Here is a 16,755-nt window from a genome sequence, read left to right on the forward strand (position 1 = left end):
AGAAAGTAGTAAGCAGTGTCTTAAAAGATTTTAATAAAAATCTCATAGAAATTTATTTAACAGGAATTATAGATAATTTACATAATGCCCAGGAAAATGTTGGCGATATTATGAAGAGAGAAGAACATGTAAACAAACAATTTTCAAATTATTTACTGAACCCATTAAATGATTATCCAATTTTATTTACTGATGCTTTAGTTAATTCTCTCGGTGCTAATAATGATGTTACAAATTTGATGCATACATACAATAATACTTTATTAAGTTCAGATTCTAGTGTTTTTAACATTAATACAAACAATTCAGCATCTAAGATAGTTCAAGACCAGAGTGGAATTTTTAGTGAACATATTTCAACAATGGAAAAAACACTTGAAGAATATAAATCTCAAAAAGAATCGATAAAGCTTAATGATTATATTTCACAGTTGAAACAAATGGACAACCAACTCAAACAACAAAATGATTCAGATCAACAATCAAAAGATGAGTATAAAAAAACTTATGAAAATAATCTAAAGCAAATAAAAGATGATATAAAAAAAGAAAAATCACCATTTACAGATGAAATGATTGATGACTATAGAGATCGTTTGACAAAATCTATCAATTCACAATTAGACAACAATAAAGAACTTAATGATGCACTAAAACAGACAAATGAAGATAATCAAAAAGTTCAAGACACTATGATTAATAATTTGCGTAATGCAATAGAAAATGATGGAACAGGACAGGATCAATTTTACATTTTTAATTTATCTAATAAGGATTTAGAAAATGTTGGTCTTACACAAAAATCAGTAGAAGAATATCAAGAAATATTGAGTGATGTGGAAAAATTCAAGAATGAATTTAAAAAAACACATCCTAATGAAATGATTAAACAAGACGAGTATCATGGTGAATTAAGTGCCGACAACACATATAAACTCACTAGTGAAGGTGTTAGCATAAAGCGCGAAGAAACAATCAATAGTAAAGATATAAATCAACTAACTATCGCCACAGATCCTAATTTTAATTTCGAAGGCAATGTTTATATTAACGATAAAAAATATGACATTAAGAATGAAGATATAAATTTAGATACAACACATAAGTCATATAAAGTAAAAGTAAACGGAATAGCTAAGTTAAAAGAAGATAATAAATCACAAAGTGCATTTTTAAAAAATAAAACAATGCATTTACAATTACTTTTTGGACAAACAAATAAAGTAGTTCAAGCGGCAAATGAGGGGTATGAGAACCAACAAAAGAGTGCAAGTGTAGTAGATCTCTCTATTAATCATAATTTAGAAGGTCAATTAATCAATGCCGATATTAAACAACAACTTAAGTCATTAGAACGATTCAAAGCACAATATAATATATATGAAGACTTGAATTTGCAACCGACTAATGAAAAATTTGATAACAAAGCAATTACGAGTCTTATGGTGAACGAAGTTATAAATGATATGAAACACTTTAAAACTGATAAGAAAAATTTATTGAATCAAGTTGATGGATTGGATAATTTATCTGACGATATGGTAAATGATATCTTCAATAACAAAAATGAAATAAATAAAAATAGGGATGAGATTTCATCATTAATTACAAACTTAGAACAAACAGAAATGAAGTTAGATAAAAATCCGAGCGAACCAAAAATTAATACGGATAAAGAAGAAGAATTTACAACTTTATCTACTAATCTTGATAAAGATATAAGTCAATTATCTGAAAGAAGTACAAAATTATTATCAGATAGTCAAGAATCTAAATCAATTTCTGAATCAATAAGCGGAAAGTTAAATCAGCTTGATGATAATGTAAATAAGTTACATGCAAGTGGCAAATCTTTAGGTTCAAGAGCTAATGATTTAAATAAAGAGATGACTGATAATGATAAAAATAATCTACTATTTGCAAAAGGTTTTGCAAAAGTATTGGAAAATTCTAAAGACGGCGATCGTCAAAATGAAGCATTAAAATCGTTCATGAGTAATCCAATTAATAAAAAGAATTTAGAAAATGTACTTGCAAAAGAACAACAAAATGACACTGTATCACCTACAGTTCTTGTGTTACTAATGTATTTAATTGCAATGATGACAGCCTATATTATTTATACTTATGAACATAGTAAAGGCTCATTAGAACTAATTAAAAAAGATTTTAGTAAAAATAATAACTTGTGGAATAGCATAATAAATTCATCAATTATTACTGTTATAGGTATAGTTGAAGGTTTAATCATAGGAATAATTGCATTAAACCAATATTCAGTATTATCTGGATATAAAATGAAGTTTATCTTTATGGTAATTATAACAATGGTTGTATTTGTACTGATAAATAGTTATTTACTTCGACAATTGAGATCTTTAGGTATGTTTATCATGATCACTGTACTAGCTATCTACTTTATAGCTATGAATTCAATGAGTAGTTTCAGTAATGGTAATTTGATAAATAAATTATCACCATTATCACAAATAGACACAATGATGTTTAATTATTTGAATGCTGAACATCCATTTACTACATCATTAATCATTTTATCTATATTAGCGATAATTGGTTACTTATTAAATATTTTTATCAAGCAGTTTAAGAAGGAGAGGCTTACTTAGATGGTAATTGAAGGATTACTAACAATGGTTCTATTAACTGCAGATCGTCAAAGTGGGAGCCTTGATATTGATATTAAACAAGAAGATAAAAAGAGTATTCATAATGACTTGAATCAATATGATACAACATTATTTGATAAGGATAGTGAAAAAGTAAACGATAAAATAAAAGCGAATAAAAAAGAGCAAAAGCAAAAGTTGAAAAATAATATGTTTCAAAACCAAGTGAGTCATACAACTCGCTTGGATGAAGCAAAAAAGATATTGTTTGCTTCTTCAACAAATTTAAAAAAAAGTTCATATAGTGATAAAAGTCCTTATATTCAAAGCAAACAAAAGAAGAATATACTTCCGTATGCATTATTGGGTATAGGAGCTTTTTTAACAATAGGAGTCATTATATTTTCAATAAGAAAGGGGATTAGAAAAACGTAATGAACCAGCATAAAAAAGTTACGGTTGATTTTTCTAACTATAGCTATGGTACTTATGATTTAGCAGTGCCTATATTTGTACCGTTAAAAACGTTAATTCCTTTGATAATAGATAGTTTAGATTTAGATATTTATAATTATAAAGTTCAAATGAAAGTTACGACAAAACAGCAATTGTTAGTCGGAAATGATAGGTTGATAGATTTTCAAATAGCTAATGGCGACATTTTGAAATTATTATAAGGAGATATGAAATATGACTGGAAATAACAGCGAGGAGCATAGTGAGTTAGAACCATTAGGTGAAGAAAATTTTATTAAATCGACAAGAGATGACATGAGAGAAATATCAAAAACTTCAATAAAAAAAGAACATTATCATCTAATAAGTTTATTAGAACAGAAGCAACAATACTATATTGATGCTGAAGTGACAGAATTAGAAGATAGTTTTCAAATTCATTACGATATTTCAAGACATACAATACCATTTGAGGATATAAAAAATTTTTCAAAAAATGAAAAATTGAGGTATTTATTGAACATTTCAAAATTAGTAGAGCTCAAAGAAACGAGGTATACATTCTCTTTATCTGCTGACGATCTTTATTTTACAAAAGATGGTTTGCCATTAGTGAAAACAAGAGGCTTAAAAAATGTGTTACCCCCGTTAGCAATATCAGATGAGAAATTTCTAACGTGTTACAAAGCACTTGTTATCAATGCATTTAACACTAAAACTTCTTTTAATGCATTAGTTGAAGGAAATTTAGAATTACATAAAGGAACACCATTTGAAAAGAAAGTTATTGCAACGCAATCACTTAATGAATTAATAGATTTTTTAAATGAACAATACGATAAACAACAACATGATTATTCTAACAATTTCAATTATGTAAGAAAAACAAAATATAATACTTTTAAATGGATGGCAATTATAGGTGGAATAATTGCAATTACCTTAATGGCATTTTTAGCATATACATATTTCTCGATAATGAAGACGAATCATCAGATTGAAAATGGTTATAAATCATATGCAAAAGATAACTATTCACAAGTTTTAACAGATTATGAGGATTTAAATGCTAAAAAATTAGATAAAGAAGCACTTTATATTTATGCAAAGAGTTATATAGAAACGAATAAGCAAGGTCTAGAAAAAGCTAAAAAAGAGAATCTGTTAAAAAACATAACGCCTAACTCAAATAAAGATTATTTATTGTATTGGGTGGAACTAGGTCAAGGTCATTTAGATGAATCTTTAAACATTGCGACATACTTAGATGATAATGACATCATGAAACTAACATTAATAAATAAATTAAATGGTATAAAAAATAACCCTAATCTATCCAATGAAAAACGTTCAGAGGAAACTAAAAAGTATAACGAAAAACTGCAAGATATTTTAGATAAAGAAAAAGAAGTTAAAGAAGAACAAAATCAAAATCAAGAAAAAGCAGATCTAGAAAAAGATGAAAAATTAAAACAGCAAGAAGAAAATGAAAAGAAACAAAAAAAACAAGAACAAGATGATAAAAAGAAGAGACAAGAAGCAGAACGTAAAAAATAGTTTGGGGTGAGTCACTAGCTATGCTTAAGATGGTGATAAAGTATCAAGAGCAATTAAAAGTACTGAATCTAATAGATAATAGAACATACACAATCAGCAATGATAAAGAGGCTGACATTATTATTGATAATTTAGATGAAGTTATACATTTAGAGCAAAATGATGAAGGTATGTGGCAGGCGAACCACACTACTATATTTAAATCATTAGTAAGAAAAACGAATCATGGTGACTTAACAATATCGATATTTAATGAAGGTGATATGACTACATTTTCATACCCATCAGCACAAGAAGTTATGACCATTGGACCAAATGAATTTGAAGATATTTCATTAATAGATTTATCAAGTGTGTTAATGATTAAAGATATCAATATTATTAAAGAGAAAGGATTCGTAAGGTTATACCATGATAGCGATATAGATGTGTATGTTAACTATGAATTAAGAAAAGATAAAGTGAACAAATTGTATATAGGCGATCAAATATTTATAGAGGGTGTTTGTCTTGAAATTCTACAAGATGGCATAACTATAAGTTCACATAAAAAAGCAAAATCTAAATTAATACGTGTAATAAAAAATGAAATAGATACAAACGAACAAGAGATTAATGACTATCATCGCTCGCCTAGAATTATACATCGTGAACCTACAGATAAAATTAAGATTGAAAAGCCGCCTCAACCAATTCAAAAAAATAATACGATGATATGGAGAGCAATTATTCCCCCATTGGTAATGATAGCGTTGACAGTAGTTATATTCTTAGTACGTCCCATAGGTGTGTATATTTTCATGATGATTGGTATGAGTTTGGTAACTATTATATTTGGTATAACGACATACTTTACTGAGAAGAAAAGGTATAGAGAAGAAGTCCAAAAAAGAGAAAAAGACTATAAGCAGTACTTAAATGAAAAATCTAAAGAAATTAATAAAGCTATTCAAGTTCAGCGGTTTAGCCTTAATTTTCATTATCCCACGTTACCTGAAATTACAGATATAGTCGAACAAAAAGCATCGCGTATATATGAAAAAACGGTGCACCATCATGATTTTTTACACTATAAATTAGGAATAACAAATATAAAAAAATCATTTGAACTTGATTACCAAGAAGATGAGTTTATCCAGCGGAGAGATGAGCTTTTTGATGATGCCAAAGAAGTATATGAATATTACAAAGATGTGGAACAAGCTCCATTAATTAATGATTTAATACATGGACCAATTGCATATGTAGGTAATCGTAAGTTAATTGTGGAAGAATTGGAAAAAATGCTCATACAATTGTCCACGTTTCATAGTTATCATGATATAGAGTTTTTATTTGTTATACGTGAGGATGAACGTGAAATATTTAATTGGTCGAGATGGTTGCCGCATATGACCTTTACAACTCAAAACATACGAGGGTTTGTTTACAACCAAAGAACTCGTGACCAAATATTAACGTCTATGTATAGTTTGATAAAGGAACGGATTCAAACTGTACGTGAAAAAAACATAGGAAATGAAAAAGTTATATTTAGTCCACATCTCATATTTGTAATTACAGATATGTCATTAATTATCGATCACGTAATATTAGAATATATTAATCAAGACTTGTCAGAATATGGTATTTCGCTAATCTTTGTTGATGATGTTATTGAAAGTTTACCTGAGCATGTTAGAACTATTATTGATATCAAATCACGTACAGAGGGCGAGCTAGTAATGAAAGAGGAAGAACTGGTTCAGTTAAAGTTCACACCTGAAAGTAGTGGCGATATTAATAAAGAATATATTGCTCGCAGGTTAGCGAATTTGAATCATATAGAGCATATGAAAAATGCAATACCAAACAGTATTACATTTTTACAAATGTATAACGTTAAAGAAGTAGAGGCACTCAATATAAAGCAACGTTGGCAACAAAATGAAACATTTAAAACTATGTCTGTGCCTTTGGGTGTACGTGGTAAAGACGATATTTTGTCATTAAATTTACACGAAAAAGCACATGGTCCTCATGGTCTCATCGCAGGAACAACCGGTTCAGGGAAATCAGAAATTATTCAATCCTATATCCTATCATTAGCTATCAACTTCCACCCACACGAAATAGCATTTTTATTAATTGACTATAAGGGTGGAGGTATGGCGAATCTATTTAAAGACTTAAAGCATTTAGTAGGTACAATTACCAACTTAGATGGTGATGAAGCTATGCGTGCATTGACTTCTATAAAAGCGGAGTTGCGTAAACGTCAACGACTTTTCGGTGAATTTGATGTGAACCATATTAATCAATACCATAAACTCTTTAAAGATGGGGTAGCTACAGAACCAATGCCACATCTATTTATTATTTCAGATGAATTTGCAGAATTAAAATCTGAGCAACCGGAATTTATGAAAGAACTAGTATCAACCGCACGTATAGGTCGTTCATTAGGTATACATTTAATTCTTGCTACACAAAAACCATCAGGTGTAGTGGATGACCAAATCTGGTCAAACTCTAAATTTAAATTAGCTTTGAAAGTTCAAGATAAACAAGACAGTAATGAAATATTAAAAACACCTGATGCAGCAGATATAACAGTACCTGGTCGTGCATATTTACAAGTAGGTAATAATGAAATTTATGAATTATTCCAATCTGCATGGAGTGGTGCATCATATAATACCTCAGGTGAAACGCTGGAAGTTGAAGATAAAACGATATATATGATAAATGAATTTGGGCAACTTCAACCTATTAACAAAGATTTAAGTGGTTTGGATAATAGTGAGACTGAAGTAGCACAAACAGAGTTAGAAGCTGTGATAAATCACATTGATCAAGTCACTGAACATTTAGGGGTGGAACGTGTCAAACGTCCATGGTTACCACCATTGCCAGAAGCTGTTTACCAAACGGATTTAATAGAGACAGATTTTAGAAAGTTATGGTCAGACCGACCACAAGAAGTAGAGTTAACAATAGGACTAAAAGATGTTCCAGAAGAACAATATCAAGGACCATTATCATTTAAGTTAAAACAGTCCGGCCATATTGCGGTCATTGGGAGTCCTGGATATGGACGTACAACTTTCTTACACAATGCGATATTTGATATTGCTCGTCATTATCGTCCAGATCAAGCACATATGTATTTATTTGATTTTGGAACAAATGGATTGATGCCTGTATCTGATGTCCCACATGTTGCAGATTATTTTACAGTAGATCAAGAGGACAAGATTGAAAAAGCGATTAAACGCGTGAATCAATTGATTTCAATGCGTAAACAATTACTGAGTCAAGAGCGTGTGGTCAATATAGAACAATATAATAGAGAAACGCAGAATGCTGTACCCAATGTTTTTGTGATTATTGACAATTATGACACTGTAAAAGAGACGCCATTTGTTGAATCTTTTGAAGAAATGATGACTAAGGTTACACGTGAAGGATTGGCATTAGGAATTTATATAATATTAACAGGCTCTAGATCAAATGCAATTAAAACAGCAATTTTCACAAATATAAAAACGCGTATCGCTCTGTACTTATTTGAAAATAGCGAATTAACAAATATTATTGGCTCTTATAAAAAAGGTGTAAAAGACATAAAAGGGCGTGCAGCTATAAATGATGATAATTTCACACAAATGCAAATAGCACAGCCATTTAAATTGAAAGATGGTCAAACTTATAACGATAGAATTAAAGACGAAGTTGCACAAATGAAAGAACACTATGTAGGCGATTATCCAGCACACATTCCAATGATGCCGGAGAAAGTTGAAATTGAAGTATTTAAAGAAAAATATGAATTTGACAACTTGATAAAAAATGAACAAATATTACCAATAGGTTTAGAATTTGAAGAAGTAAAACCAGTTGGAATTAAGCTAGATTCAACAAATCTATTTACTTCATCCAAGCCGAGTGACTTAGATGTAGGTTTTGAAATTCTAGAAAAACAATTAAATGATGTAGCGAAAAGCTACGAAATAGCAGTCTTAGATCCTAACGGTCGATTAAAACAGTCACAATATCAAAATTATCTTTATTGTGATGATAATCAAGATGTCATAGGATTTAAAAAAGAATTAGTAAATTTCATTAAAAATATTGAACCTCAAAAACAATGGTTTGTTGTAATAACCGATTATAAAGAATTCATAAATGTTGCAAATCCTACGAATGAGGAAATTAAGACGATTTTCTTAGATGGACCTAAGAATAACGTTTATCCAATTGTGTTTGGCTTATATCAAGATACGATAGGTGGATTTAAAACAGAAGCTAAATTACTTAAAGAAATAGTAAGCGAAGCATTTATAGGCATGAGTATTAGTGAACAAGATTTAATCAAAGTGAAATATAATTCTAATGAACCCATACTTAAACACAAGGAAATGTATAATATTTCAGAGTATAGCTATAAACGCATCCGACTGTTTGACTAAGGAGGGATAAAAATGAAGTTTGATTTAAATAGCAGTAATGGTATTTTAAGTGAAGATAAAATATATACTCATTTTATAATTGGCACTGGAATAGGACAGTCTATTGTTAATTTTAGTGAAAAAGGAAAAATCAGTTTTGTAAATGCAACTCCAATTATCTATGCGCATTATATTCAACAATTGTTGTTGAATATGAACATACAAGTGGATATTAACAATTATATGGACTGTACGATTATTTCATTTGAATTCCATATGAAACAAGAATTTTTAGACAACTATAAAACTGTGTATAATACAATAGTGAGATACTTGAAAAATTTAGAAATAAACGAACAAATTTTAAACAAAGCTATCAGTAGTGCAAAAGAAGATATGAAATTTAATTTTATAAACACTGAATTTAGAGCTACTTTAAAATTTATGGAACAATATGATGAATATTTTGATTTTGATTTAAAAAAAATAATAAATGATATATGGGATTTTAAAAGTGAAAATTTAATAGTATTTGTTAAAGAAATGATATTTCAAGAAAATATTATGGTAAATATAAGCCATGATATTTTAAACAAGGATGAATTAGAAAGGTTTCAAAAAAGAAAAGAAAAATTTTATTATCCCACTAGTAATAGGAAAAATAAGCAAAAAGTAATAAACGAAGTGGCTAGAAATTCTGATAATTATTTAGGTTACTTATTATATAGTTCGAGTTTTAGTGGAAAAGAATATGAATACTCGATTTTATTAATATTAGGGATGCATCTCTATAAAGGTAGATTTCAAATTCATAGTACAAAAAAACAAATAGGAATAGTGGGTAAAAAAATAGATTTTGAAAAAATGATAAGCGGTATACAAGTTACCGAAGAACAATTTAATCGCTATGTCTATCTACTTAGAAAATCGATTGAAAAGCTATACTTAGATGATAAAAGAAACTTTTATGAAATATTAGCGAAATTAAATGGTAGTAATTTGATGTTGGATAACATTTTGTTTAATTTAAATGAATTAGAGTTAGACAATTTAAATACGTTGCTAGAAAATACAATAATAGAAAATTTTGAAATACATTTTAAGGATGTGTAAAAATGGCGAAAGAAATATACTTAGATCCAATAGAATTTCAAAATCAACTTAGTAAATTTGAAAATGGTGAAACTAAAATTAAATCAACATCAGTAGAGGAAATAAAAGAAGCAAAAAACGAAATAATTTTAGATAGTATCGATAAGTTAGATGAATTAATTGATGATTTAACAGATGCTATAAATATGTATTCAAAAATGATAAAAACTGATGCAGAATCAATGGATAAAATTGCAGCAACAATAAAAGAAAATGACCAAAATAATGCTAGTAAAATTTCAAATGAAAGTTAGGTGACAAATATATGCCTAGATTAGTAAGTTCAGAAATAAATGATTATCTAGAGAAAACATCTTCGGTGAAAGAAAAATTAAACGAAGCATTGTATGATCATTATACAGAATGCAAGTTTTTGTCGAGAACAAGTAGTATTAAAGGTGAGGCAGGTGATAGTATAAAAAAGTATGTGGAAGTTGCTCATATAAGTACTATTGCTAGATCAATTAATGTGATAACTAATTTTGAAAAAGCAGTTAAAAAATTAAAAGAGTTAGGCGAAGATTGTGATAAAGATAGTGATGCTAAAATAGGATCGAAAACATTAAGTGATACCAAAGAAAAAGTGCAGAAAATGAAAAATGAATTTATTGATGTGACTTCTGATTCATCAAGCATACTTAATGAAGCTTCGGAATTTATAAACACTTCTTCATTGAAAAAAGAAAAAGTTGAAAGTGATTATGGAGAAAGTAAGAAAAAAATCACTAAAACTAATGAAAAATTAGATGAGATGGATAAATCTGGCGTAGAATCATTAAGTTCAATAACTAGTGATATTAATGGTTTATTAACACAAATTAAAAAGTTAACGAATGAAATTCATGATAAAAATGGAATAATAACTTCAAAAATCAATTCTATTACAAGAGAAAAATGGTATGAAAATCAAGTTGATTCAGGCGAATTCAAAAAAATGAAAGCAGACAGTCCTGTAGAATATGCAGATGGAAATAGTGCTTTGCAGAGAGTACAAGGTTATAGTAGCGATAGTCACGCCGTAGGCACATCACAAATAGGTGCAGTAAAAGGTAAAGCATATTCTAGTAAAGACGGTGCAGGAGCTAGTGGAGAAGCATTGGTTGGCAGCTTAGACGGTAAAGTTAAAAGTGATTATACAGAAGGAGCAGCACAAATTGAGGTAGCAAGTGCTAGAGGAGAAGCAGAAATAACTAATAAGCATATAAAAGCAAATGCAGAGGCACAAGTTATAGATGCTCGAGCACAAGGGGAAATAGGAGAAGATAAAAATAATGTACATGGTGCAGCATATGGAGATGTGTTATCAGCAAAAGCAGGAGTTAATGCTGGTGGAGATGGTGTAGGGGCGCAAGCGGAAGCAGTCGGAGCTAGTGCCGGAATAGATGGAGGTTTGAAAATAAGTGGAGTAAATGTTGATGTGGGAGCTAGTGTAGGAGCTCAAGCAGGAGGTGCTGCGCAAGTAGGATCACATGGTATAGAGGTTGATGCTAAGTTTATTTTTGGTGGAAAAGTTAAAATAACATGGTAAGGGGGGGGGATTATGTCCAAAATAGAATTGTTAAATACTCTGAATTCAAAAAAAAGTCAGTCAGCAGCAACCCAAGCAAAAATGAGTGAGTTAAATGAAAAAATAGAAAAAGCAAAAAAAATCAAAAAGAAACTAGAGAAGCTAAAAGATGATGTTAAAGAACATAAAAAATCTAGTCATAATATATTTAAAGAATATGATTATTGGATAGGTGATAATAATAAAAAATGGGAAGAAAAAAGCGAAGAAGACTTGATAAACGGTTCTTTACAAGATACTGTAGATAAAATTGATGAAAATATAGATAAATTAATTGATAAAATAGCCGAAATGGAAAATGAGGTTAGTTCTTTAGGAGGAGTGTTAGTAGGGTTAGAGAATGCTATTAATTCTATTTCATCTAGTATTGAAAAGATGTTAAATTAGGAGTGTTAATATTGAAAGAAATAAAAAGTGTAAATAAAAAACTATTAGCTTTTGAAATACTGCCATTTATAGTATTCTTATTTGGTTTACCTTTACCATTTATAGTACCACTGTTTTTTTCATACAATGATAATCTTATCGATACCTTGGCTTTGACGGTACTATTTACATTTATATGTGTTTATATAATAACCATTATTATTGAAATCATTACATATTTTTTATTTACTCGAAAAGTAACTTGTGATGCCTCAGATATAGAAATGTGTAACCGAGTGAAAGCAACCAAAGTATTATCTATATTATATATGATTCCATTGCTTTATTTTATAGCATTTTACTTTAGACTCCTGCATGTAAGATCATTTAGAGAAAATAAGGTTTCAGGACAACCGGCATATCATTTTTGGGAGTTCTTTTTAAAAGCAGATAAAAAACCATTCGAATTACAAGATTTGTTTAAAAAATAATAGATAGGTGTTGAAATATGAGGGGAATTGGAGTGTTGTTGATAATGATGACAGTTTTACTTTCAGCTTGTAGTAATAACGACGACAAGTATCAAAAAAACATTAATAAGGTTCTAGATATACAAAAAGAAACACATAAAGAAATGGCTAAACAAAATTCAGATGTTGTAAAAGAATTTGATGAAAAAAACACAAATGTTTATGTGTATAAAAATGGAAAACTAATTATTATTGGATATAAATTATTTAAAGATAAAGATCAAATGTTTTTGGCTACTTATGAATTTAAAAACGATAAAATTTATTATAAAAGAGACATAAATCCAGAAAAGTATGTTAAAGAGCATAAAGCAGATTATAAAAAAGAAAGAATAGAATAATAGATTATATAAATTAAGAGGAGAACCTAAATGAATAAAATAATTAAAGTGACATCTCTCATTGGAATTATATTACAAAGCTTTTTAGCATTAATATTTTTGGTGTATTTGATTTTAACGATTACAGGAGTACTTAGTCCAGATTTAACTACTACTGTAAATGGAGAAGTGACAGTACAAAATGAAGCAACATCTAAATTAACATTTACAATTCTGTTTAGTGTGTTGTTTATCGTTGCAATTATTGCTGATATTTTAGGCATCATTGGTTTGAAAAAGATGAAAACTTCGTTAAAAACTAGCGGTATATTATATATTATAGGTGCAGTTGTGAGTTTTAATATGATTACATTTATTGCTTGGTTAATTTGTGGTATTTTATTGATTCAACAAAAGAAAAAACAAATGAGTCAAGAAACTCAGGACATGAAATATGAATCGTAGTTGGTGGATTGTACTAGCAATAGGTGGTATTTTATGCATGCTAAGTGTAAAAGGTTTTATTTTAGGTATAGGATGTTTTGCAATGATTGCACTAAATGCAATGTGGCTTGTGGTATACACACCGAAACGTAATAAACCTATATTTGAAAATGTGGCAAAACCCACAATATACATATCAATTATAGGTACATTTTCAGTAATAACATTTATGGGAATCGTATTCTTGGTAACCATGAACCAAGGGTTTAATAACATTGGTGAACAATTATATGGAAATATATTTCACAGTTTTGATTTAATTGTACTTGTACTAGGTATTTTATTTTATATTGTAGGTACTTGCTTAGTGTTTAAAATACAATATTTGCAGTTAAAGAAGTGAAAAAGTCATTTACCAAGAAGGATTAGTCTATTGTAGTAAATTTTACCGGCTCTATAATAAATTGGACTGATGAGAAATTATTCTCAACAGTCCAATTTTTTTATGCATATAAAAAGGGCGCAAATATCTCTATAATTAAAGTTACCACACAATAAAGAAGGAGATAATGCGCCTATGAATGAGTTTATAACAAAAACGCTTGGAATTAAAGATAAAAATATAAAATTTGAGAAAACTGTTGAGGAGAAAGTCGTTAAAAGTTGGAACCGTCTATTTTATTTTGACAAACTGACTTACACACCTACAAGGTGTGCTATGTGCGGTTATGAAAATAGTAATAAAATGATTATTAAAAATGGAATGAAAAATCTAAAATTACACTAAATAAAATGAATGAACGTCCTAGCTATTTAATATTAGCTAAACAACGTTTTTATTGTAAACACTGTGAATCTTATTTTACTGCTGAAACAAATCTTGTAGATGCTTTCTGTAATATTTCAAATAACACGAAGTTTGCTATTTTAAATAAAGCTAATGAAATACGATCGGAAAAATCCATAGCACAAGCTTGTTTCGTTTCACCTAGTACAGTTTCATGCTATATAGATAAGACTGCACGTCAACTCTATCATACTCCATTTCAATCTTTACCAGAACATATAATGATGGATGAATTTAAAAGTGTAAAAACGTAGCTGGTAGTATGAGTTTTATTTTTGCTGATGCTCAAACACATTGTATTGTTGATATTGTCGAAGACCGTAGGTTATCTGCCTTAAAGACGTACTTCTCTCGTTTTCCTTTAAACGAACGTAAAAAAGTTAAAACGATTACGATTGACATGTATGAACCATACATTAGTCTGATTAAAACTACATTCCCTAATGGCAAAATAATCATTGATCGTTTCCATATAGCACAAGCTCTTAATCGTGCACTCAATATAGCTCGTGTTGCGGCAATGAATGCCATTCGATATACAAATAATCCAGATTATAATAAGTGCAAACGTTATTGGAAGCTTGTATTAAAACCAATAGAGTATTTAGAATTATTTCATTATAAAAAAGTTAAATTATTTAAAGAATGGAAAACTGAAAAAGGAATTGTTGGTTATATACTTTCACTGGATTCAAAATTAGATAATACATATCAATATGTGAATAAACTCCGTTTATGTCTTAAAAATAATAATTATCATACATTTATTCAATTATTATCAACAGTTAATATATCCAGTCTACATTCAAGATTTAAAACTGTGATACGTTCTCTTCGCAAATATAGCGAATACATTAAATATACAAAGGAATTAATAATAAAATCAAATTAATTAAACGTGTTTCTTTTGGTTATAGAAATTACTATCATTTGCGAAACAGAATCATATTATGTTCTAGGCTTTATGCAGATTATATAAAAAAAGAGATTAAGCAACCAAATTACGTAGTTGCTTAATCTTTAGGATGTAGTTCATCAATCCAATTTGACGGAGAACCAAAATATATAACCTTGAAATGTCATTGAATTCATTAATTGAGAAATACTGGTATAAATTTATTGGCTTAAGTAGTCTTACTTATATTTTGATTGAATATAAGCTCTTAAGATTATATTTGGTAGATATTTTGCAAAATCAGTAATAGGGGGAAGCTTATCAGAAGTGATGCGGTTTTTTAGAGGGATGATGAAATGTATATGTATATTTCAGATAGCCAAAAGTTTAATTTGTAGAATCAAATATTAGATTCTCTTTCTGATTTGAACATAGTGTAAAGAATAAAGATTAAAAGGTCATCATCATTATTTAATAAGGATGACCTTTCCATATGTCCAAACTGTGATTCACTTTTTCTAATTTTATTTTCCAAAAATTTCAGTTGTCATCATAATAACTATAACGAAATGGCCTTAATAATTAGGAAACTGGTATTTGAAATATTATACTAAACTAAAATATAACTTTTGGTGGTCAGTGCCGAAGATAGCACAATTAATACATAAAAGTAGGTGAATCAATGGATATTAGAGTTTTAGAATATTTTTTAATGGTGGCAAGGGAAGAGAATATTACGAAAGCTGCACAGATTCTGCACGTGACTCAGCCGACTTTATCTAGGCAATTGAAACAGTTAGAGGCTGAATTGGAAGTTTCGTTATTTAAACGTAGTAATCATCATATTGAATTAACTGATGAAGGGTTATTGTTTAGAAGACGTGCGCAAGAGATGGTTGATTTATCTCACCGTTCTAAAAGTGAGCTGAAACAAAGTGAGGAATTAATAGGTGAGATTGAAATAGGCTGTGGCGAATTGCAAAGTATGGAGGAATTGTCTGAGTGGATAGCTGGATTCCAAGAGCTACACCCGGATGTTAGGTTTATTCTGAACAGTGGGAATAACAATAATATAAAAGCTTGGTTGGATCAAGGGTTGATTGATATTGGTTTATTAGTTGAGCCTGTAGAGTTAAGTAAATATGAAGTAATCCGTATGAATCAAAGGGAAGTATGGGGCACTTTGGTTCATAAAGCTTCTCCGTACTACAATTATGAAAGTATTCAACCTGGTGACTTAGTTGGGACAAAAGTAATTACGATTTCTGACAGGGTTGTACAACAGGAACTTGCTCATTGGTCAGGCAAGTATGCTAAAGATATGGATTGGAAGGTTCGCTATAACTTGAGTTATAATGCTGCAGTTATGGCTAAAGCGAGTAAAGGCGTGGTGATTACACTTAATTTAAATCATCATTATGACGATTTAAAGTTTATTCCTCTTGAACCTAAATTAGAATTAAGTTCTGTCTTGGCGTGGCATCAAGAGAAGCCTAATTCGAGAGTTACAGATGCATTTTTAAAATACATCAAAGAAATACAATAAATGAATAACAAATCATTT

14 protein-coding genes and 1 pseudogene are annotated in these 16,755 nt (G+C 29.3%); all 15 read left to right on the forward strand.

The features are described 5' to 3' along the window. A partial coding sequence (locus tag ACF91D_RS08575) for a type VII secretion protein EsaA (RefSeq protein WP_392436863.1) occupies positions 1-2,627 on the forward strand: 2,627 nt, incomplete at its 5' end. Continuing rightward, a complete protein-coding gene (gene essA, locus ACF91D_RS08580; RefSeq protein ID WP_107589856.1) occupies positions 2,628-3,062 on the forward strand; it encodes a type VII secretion protein EssA in 435 nt (144 codons plus the stop codon). It abuts the gene before it with no gap. Next, positions 3,062-3,304, forward strand: coding sequence for an EsaB/YukD family protein (locus tag ACF91D_RS08585; protein ID WP_107589857.1), 243 nt, complete (start codon positions 3,062-3,064; stop codon positions 3,302-3,304). The genes essA and ACF91D_RS08585 overlap by 1 nt, the downstream gene beginning before the upstream one ends. A 13-nt stretch (positions 3,305-3,317) precedes the next feature. Further along, positions 3,318-4,640, forward strand: coding sequence for a type VII secretion protein EssB (gene essB, locus ACF91D_RS08590; RefSeq protein WP_107589858.1), 1,323 nt, complete (start codon positions 3,318-3,320; stop codon positions 4,638-4,640). A gap of 20 nt (positions 4,641-4,660) precedes the next feature. Then, complete coding sequence (gene essC, locus ACF91D_RS08595) at positions 4,661-9,091, forward strand: type VII secretion protein EssC (RefSeq protein WP_107589859.1); 4,431 nt, start codon at positions 4,661-4,663, stop codon at positions 9,089-9,091. 12 nt (positions 9,092-9,103) lie between these two features. Continuing rightward, a complete protein-coding gene (locus ACF91D_RS08600; protein WP_107589860.1) occupies positions 9,104-10,183 on the forward strand; it encodes a hypothetical protein in 1,080 nt (359 codons plus the stop codon). A gap of 2 nt (positions 10,184-10,185) precedes the next feature. Next, positions 10,186-10,476 (forward strand): DUF3130 family protein, encoded by a 291-nt coding sequence (locus tag ACF91D_RS08605; protein ID WP_107589861.1) that lies wholly within the window; start codon positions 10,186-10,188, stop codon positions 10,474-10,476. Positions 10,477-10,487: 11 nt separating this feature from the next. Next, positions 10,488-11,750 (forward strand): T7SS effector LXG polymorphic toxin, encoded by a 1,263-nt coding sequence (locus tag ACF91D_RS08610; RefSeq protein WP_107589862.1) that lies wholly within the window; start codon positions 10,488-10,490, stop codon positions 11,748-11,750. A gap of 12 nt (positions 11,751-11,762) precedes the next feature. Then, positions 11,763-12,176, forward strand: a complete 414-nt coding sequence (locus ACF91D_RS08615; RefSeq protein ID WP_107589863.1) for a YwqH-like family protein — start codon at positions 11,763-11,765, stop codon at positions 12,174-12,176. A gap of 11 nt (positions 12,177-12,187) precedes the next feature. After that, positions 12,188-12,646 carry a DUF5083 family protein gene (locus tag ACF91D_RS08620; protein ID WP_119626798.1) on the forward strand — a complete coding sequence of 153 codons (459 nt, stop codon included), beginning with the start codon at positions 12,188-12,190 and terminating at the stop codon, positions 12,644-12,646. Positions 12,647-12,690: 44 nt separating this feature from the next. Next, positions 12,691-13,026 (forward strand): cystatin-like fold lipoprotein, encoded by a 336-nt coding sequence (locus ACF91D_RS08625; protein ID WP_392436867.1) that lies wholly within the window; start codon positions 12,691-12,693, stop codon positions 13,024-13,026. A gap of 30 nt (positions 13,027-13,056) precedes the next feature. Then, positions 13,057-13,470 carry a DUF4064 domain-containing protein gene (locus tag ACF91D_RS08630; RefSeq protein WP_107590104.1) on the forward strand — a complete coding sequence of 138 codons (414 nt, stop codon included), beginning with the start codon at positions 13,057-13,059 and terminating at the stop codon, positions 13,468-13,470. Beyond that, a complete protein-coding gene (locus ACF91D_RS08635) occupies positions 13,460-13,852 on the forward strand; it encodes a DUF5084 family protein (protein WP_107590105.1) in 393 nt (130 codons plus the stop codon). The genes ACF91D_RS08630 and ACF91D_RS08635 overlap by 11 nt, the downstream gene beginning before the upstream one ends. A 174-nt stretch (positions 13,853-14,026) precedes the next feature. Beyond that, a pseudogene (locus tag ACF91D_RS08640) lies at positions 14,027-15,313 on the forward strand (ISL3 family transposase). Between the two features lie 560 nt (positions 15,314-15,873). Next, a complete protein-coding gene (locus ACF91D_RS08645; protein ID WP_107590106.1) occupies positions 15,874-16,737 on the forward strand; it encodes a LysR family transcriptional regulator in 864 nt (287 codons plus the stop codon). Positions 16,738-16,755: the final 18 nt, after the last annotated feature.

This window comes from Staphylococcus sp. 231237_7MaSpsaltlick, from assembly GCF_043107035.1.

What these genes read in the sequence shown, in the direction of transcription:
- essB (WP_107589858.1), top strand. Translation starts at nt 3,318, where the DNA reads ATGACTGGAAATAACAGCGAGGAGCATAGTGAGTTAGAACCATTAGGT.
- ACF91D_RS08610 (WP_107589862.1), top strand. Translation starts at nt 10,488, where the DNA reads ATGCCTAGATTAGTAAGTTCAGAAATAAATGATTATCTAGAGAAAACA.
- ACF91D_RS08605 (WP_107589861.1), top strand. Translation starts at nt 10,186, where the DNA reads ATGGCGAAAGAAATATACTTAGATCCAATAGAATTTCAAAATCAACTT.
- ACF91D_RS08585 (WP_107589857.1), top strand. Translation starts at nt 3,062, where the DNA reads ATGAACCAGCATAAAAAAGTTACGGTTGATTTTTCTAACTATAGCTAT.
- essC (WP_107589859.1), top strand. Translation starts at nt 4,661, where the DNA reads ATGCTTAAGATGGTGATAAAGTATCAAGAGCAATTAAAAGTACTGAAT.
- ACF91D_RS08630 (WP_107590104.1), top strand. Translation starts at nt 13,057, where the DNA reads ATGAATAAAATAATTAAAGTGACATCTCTCATTGGAATTATATTACAA.
- essA (WP_107589856.1), top strand. Translation starts at nt 2,628, where the DNA reads ATGGTAATTGAAGGATTACTAACAATGGTTCTATTAACTGCAGATCGT.
- ACF91D_RS08600 (WP_107589860.1), top strand. Translation starts at nt 9,104, where the DNA reads ATGAAGTTTGATTTAAATAGCAGTAATGGTATTTTAAGTGAAGATAAA.
- ACF91D_RS08635 (WP_107590105.1), top strand. Translation starts at nt 13,460, where the DNA reads ATGAATCGTAGTTGGTGGATTGTACTAGCAATAGGTGGTATTTTATGC.
- ACF91D_RS08645 (WP_107590106.1), top strand. Translation starts at nt 15,874, where the DNA reads ATGGATATTAGAGTTTTAGAATATTTTTTAATGGTGGCAAGGGAAGAG.
- ACF91D_RS08625 (WP_392436867.1), top strand. Translation starts at nt 12,691, where the DNA reads ATGATGACAGTTTTACTTTCAGCTTGTAGTAATAACGACGACAAGTAT.
- ACF91D_RS08615 (WP_107589863.1), top strand. Translation starts at nt 11,763, where the DNA reads ATGTCCAAAATAGAATTGTTAAATACTCTGAATTCAAAAAAAAGTCAG.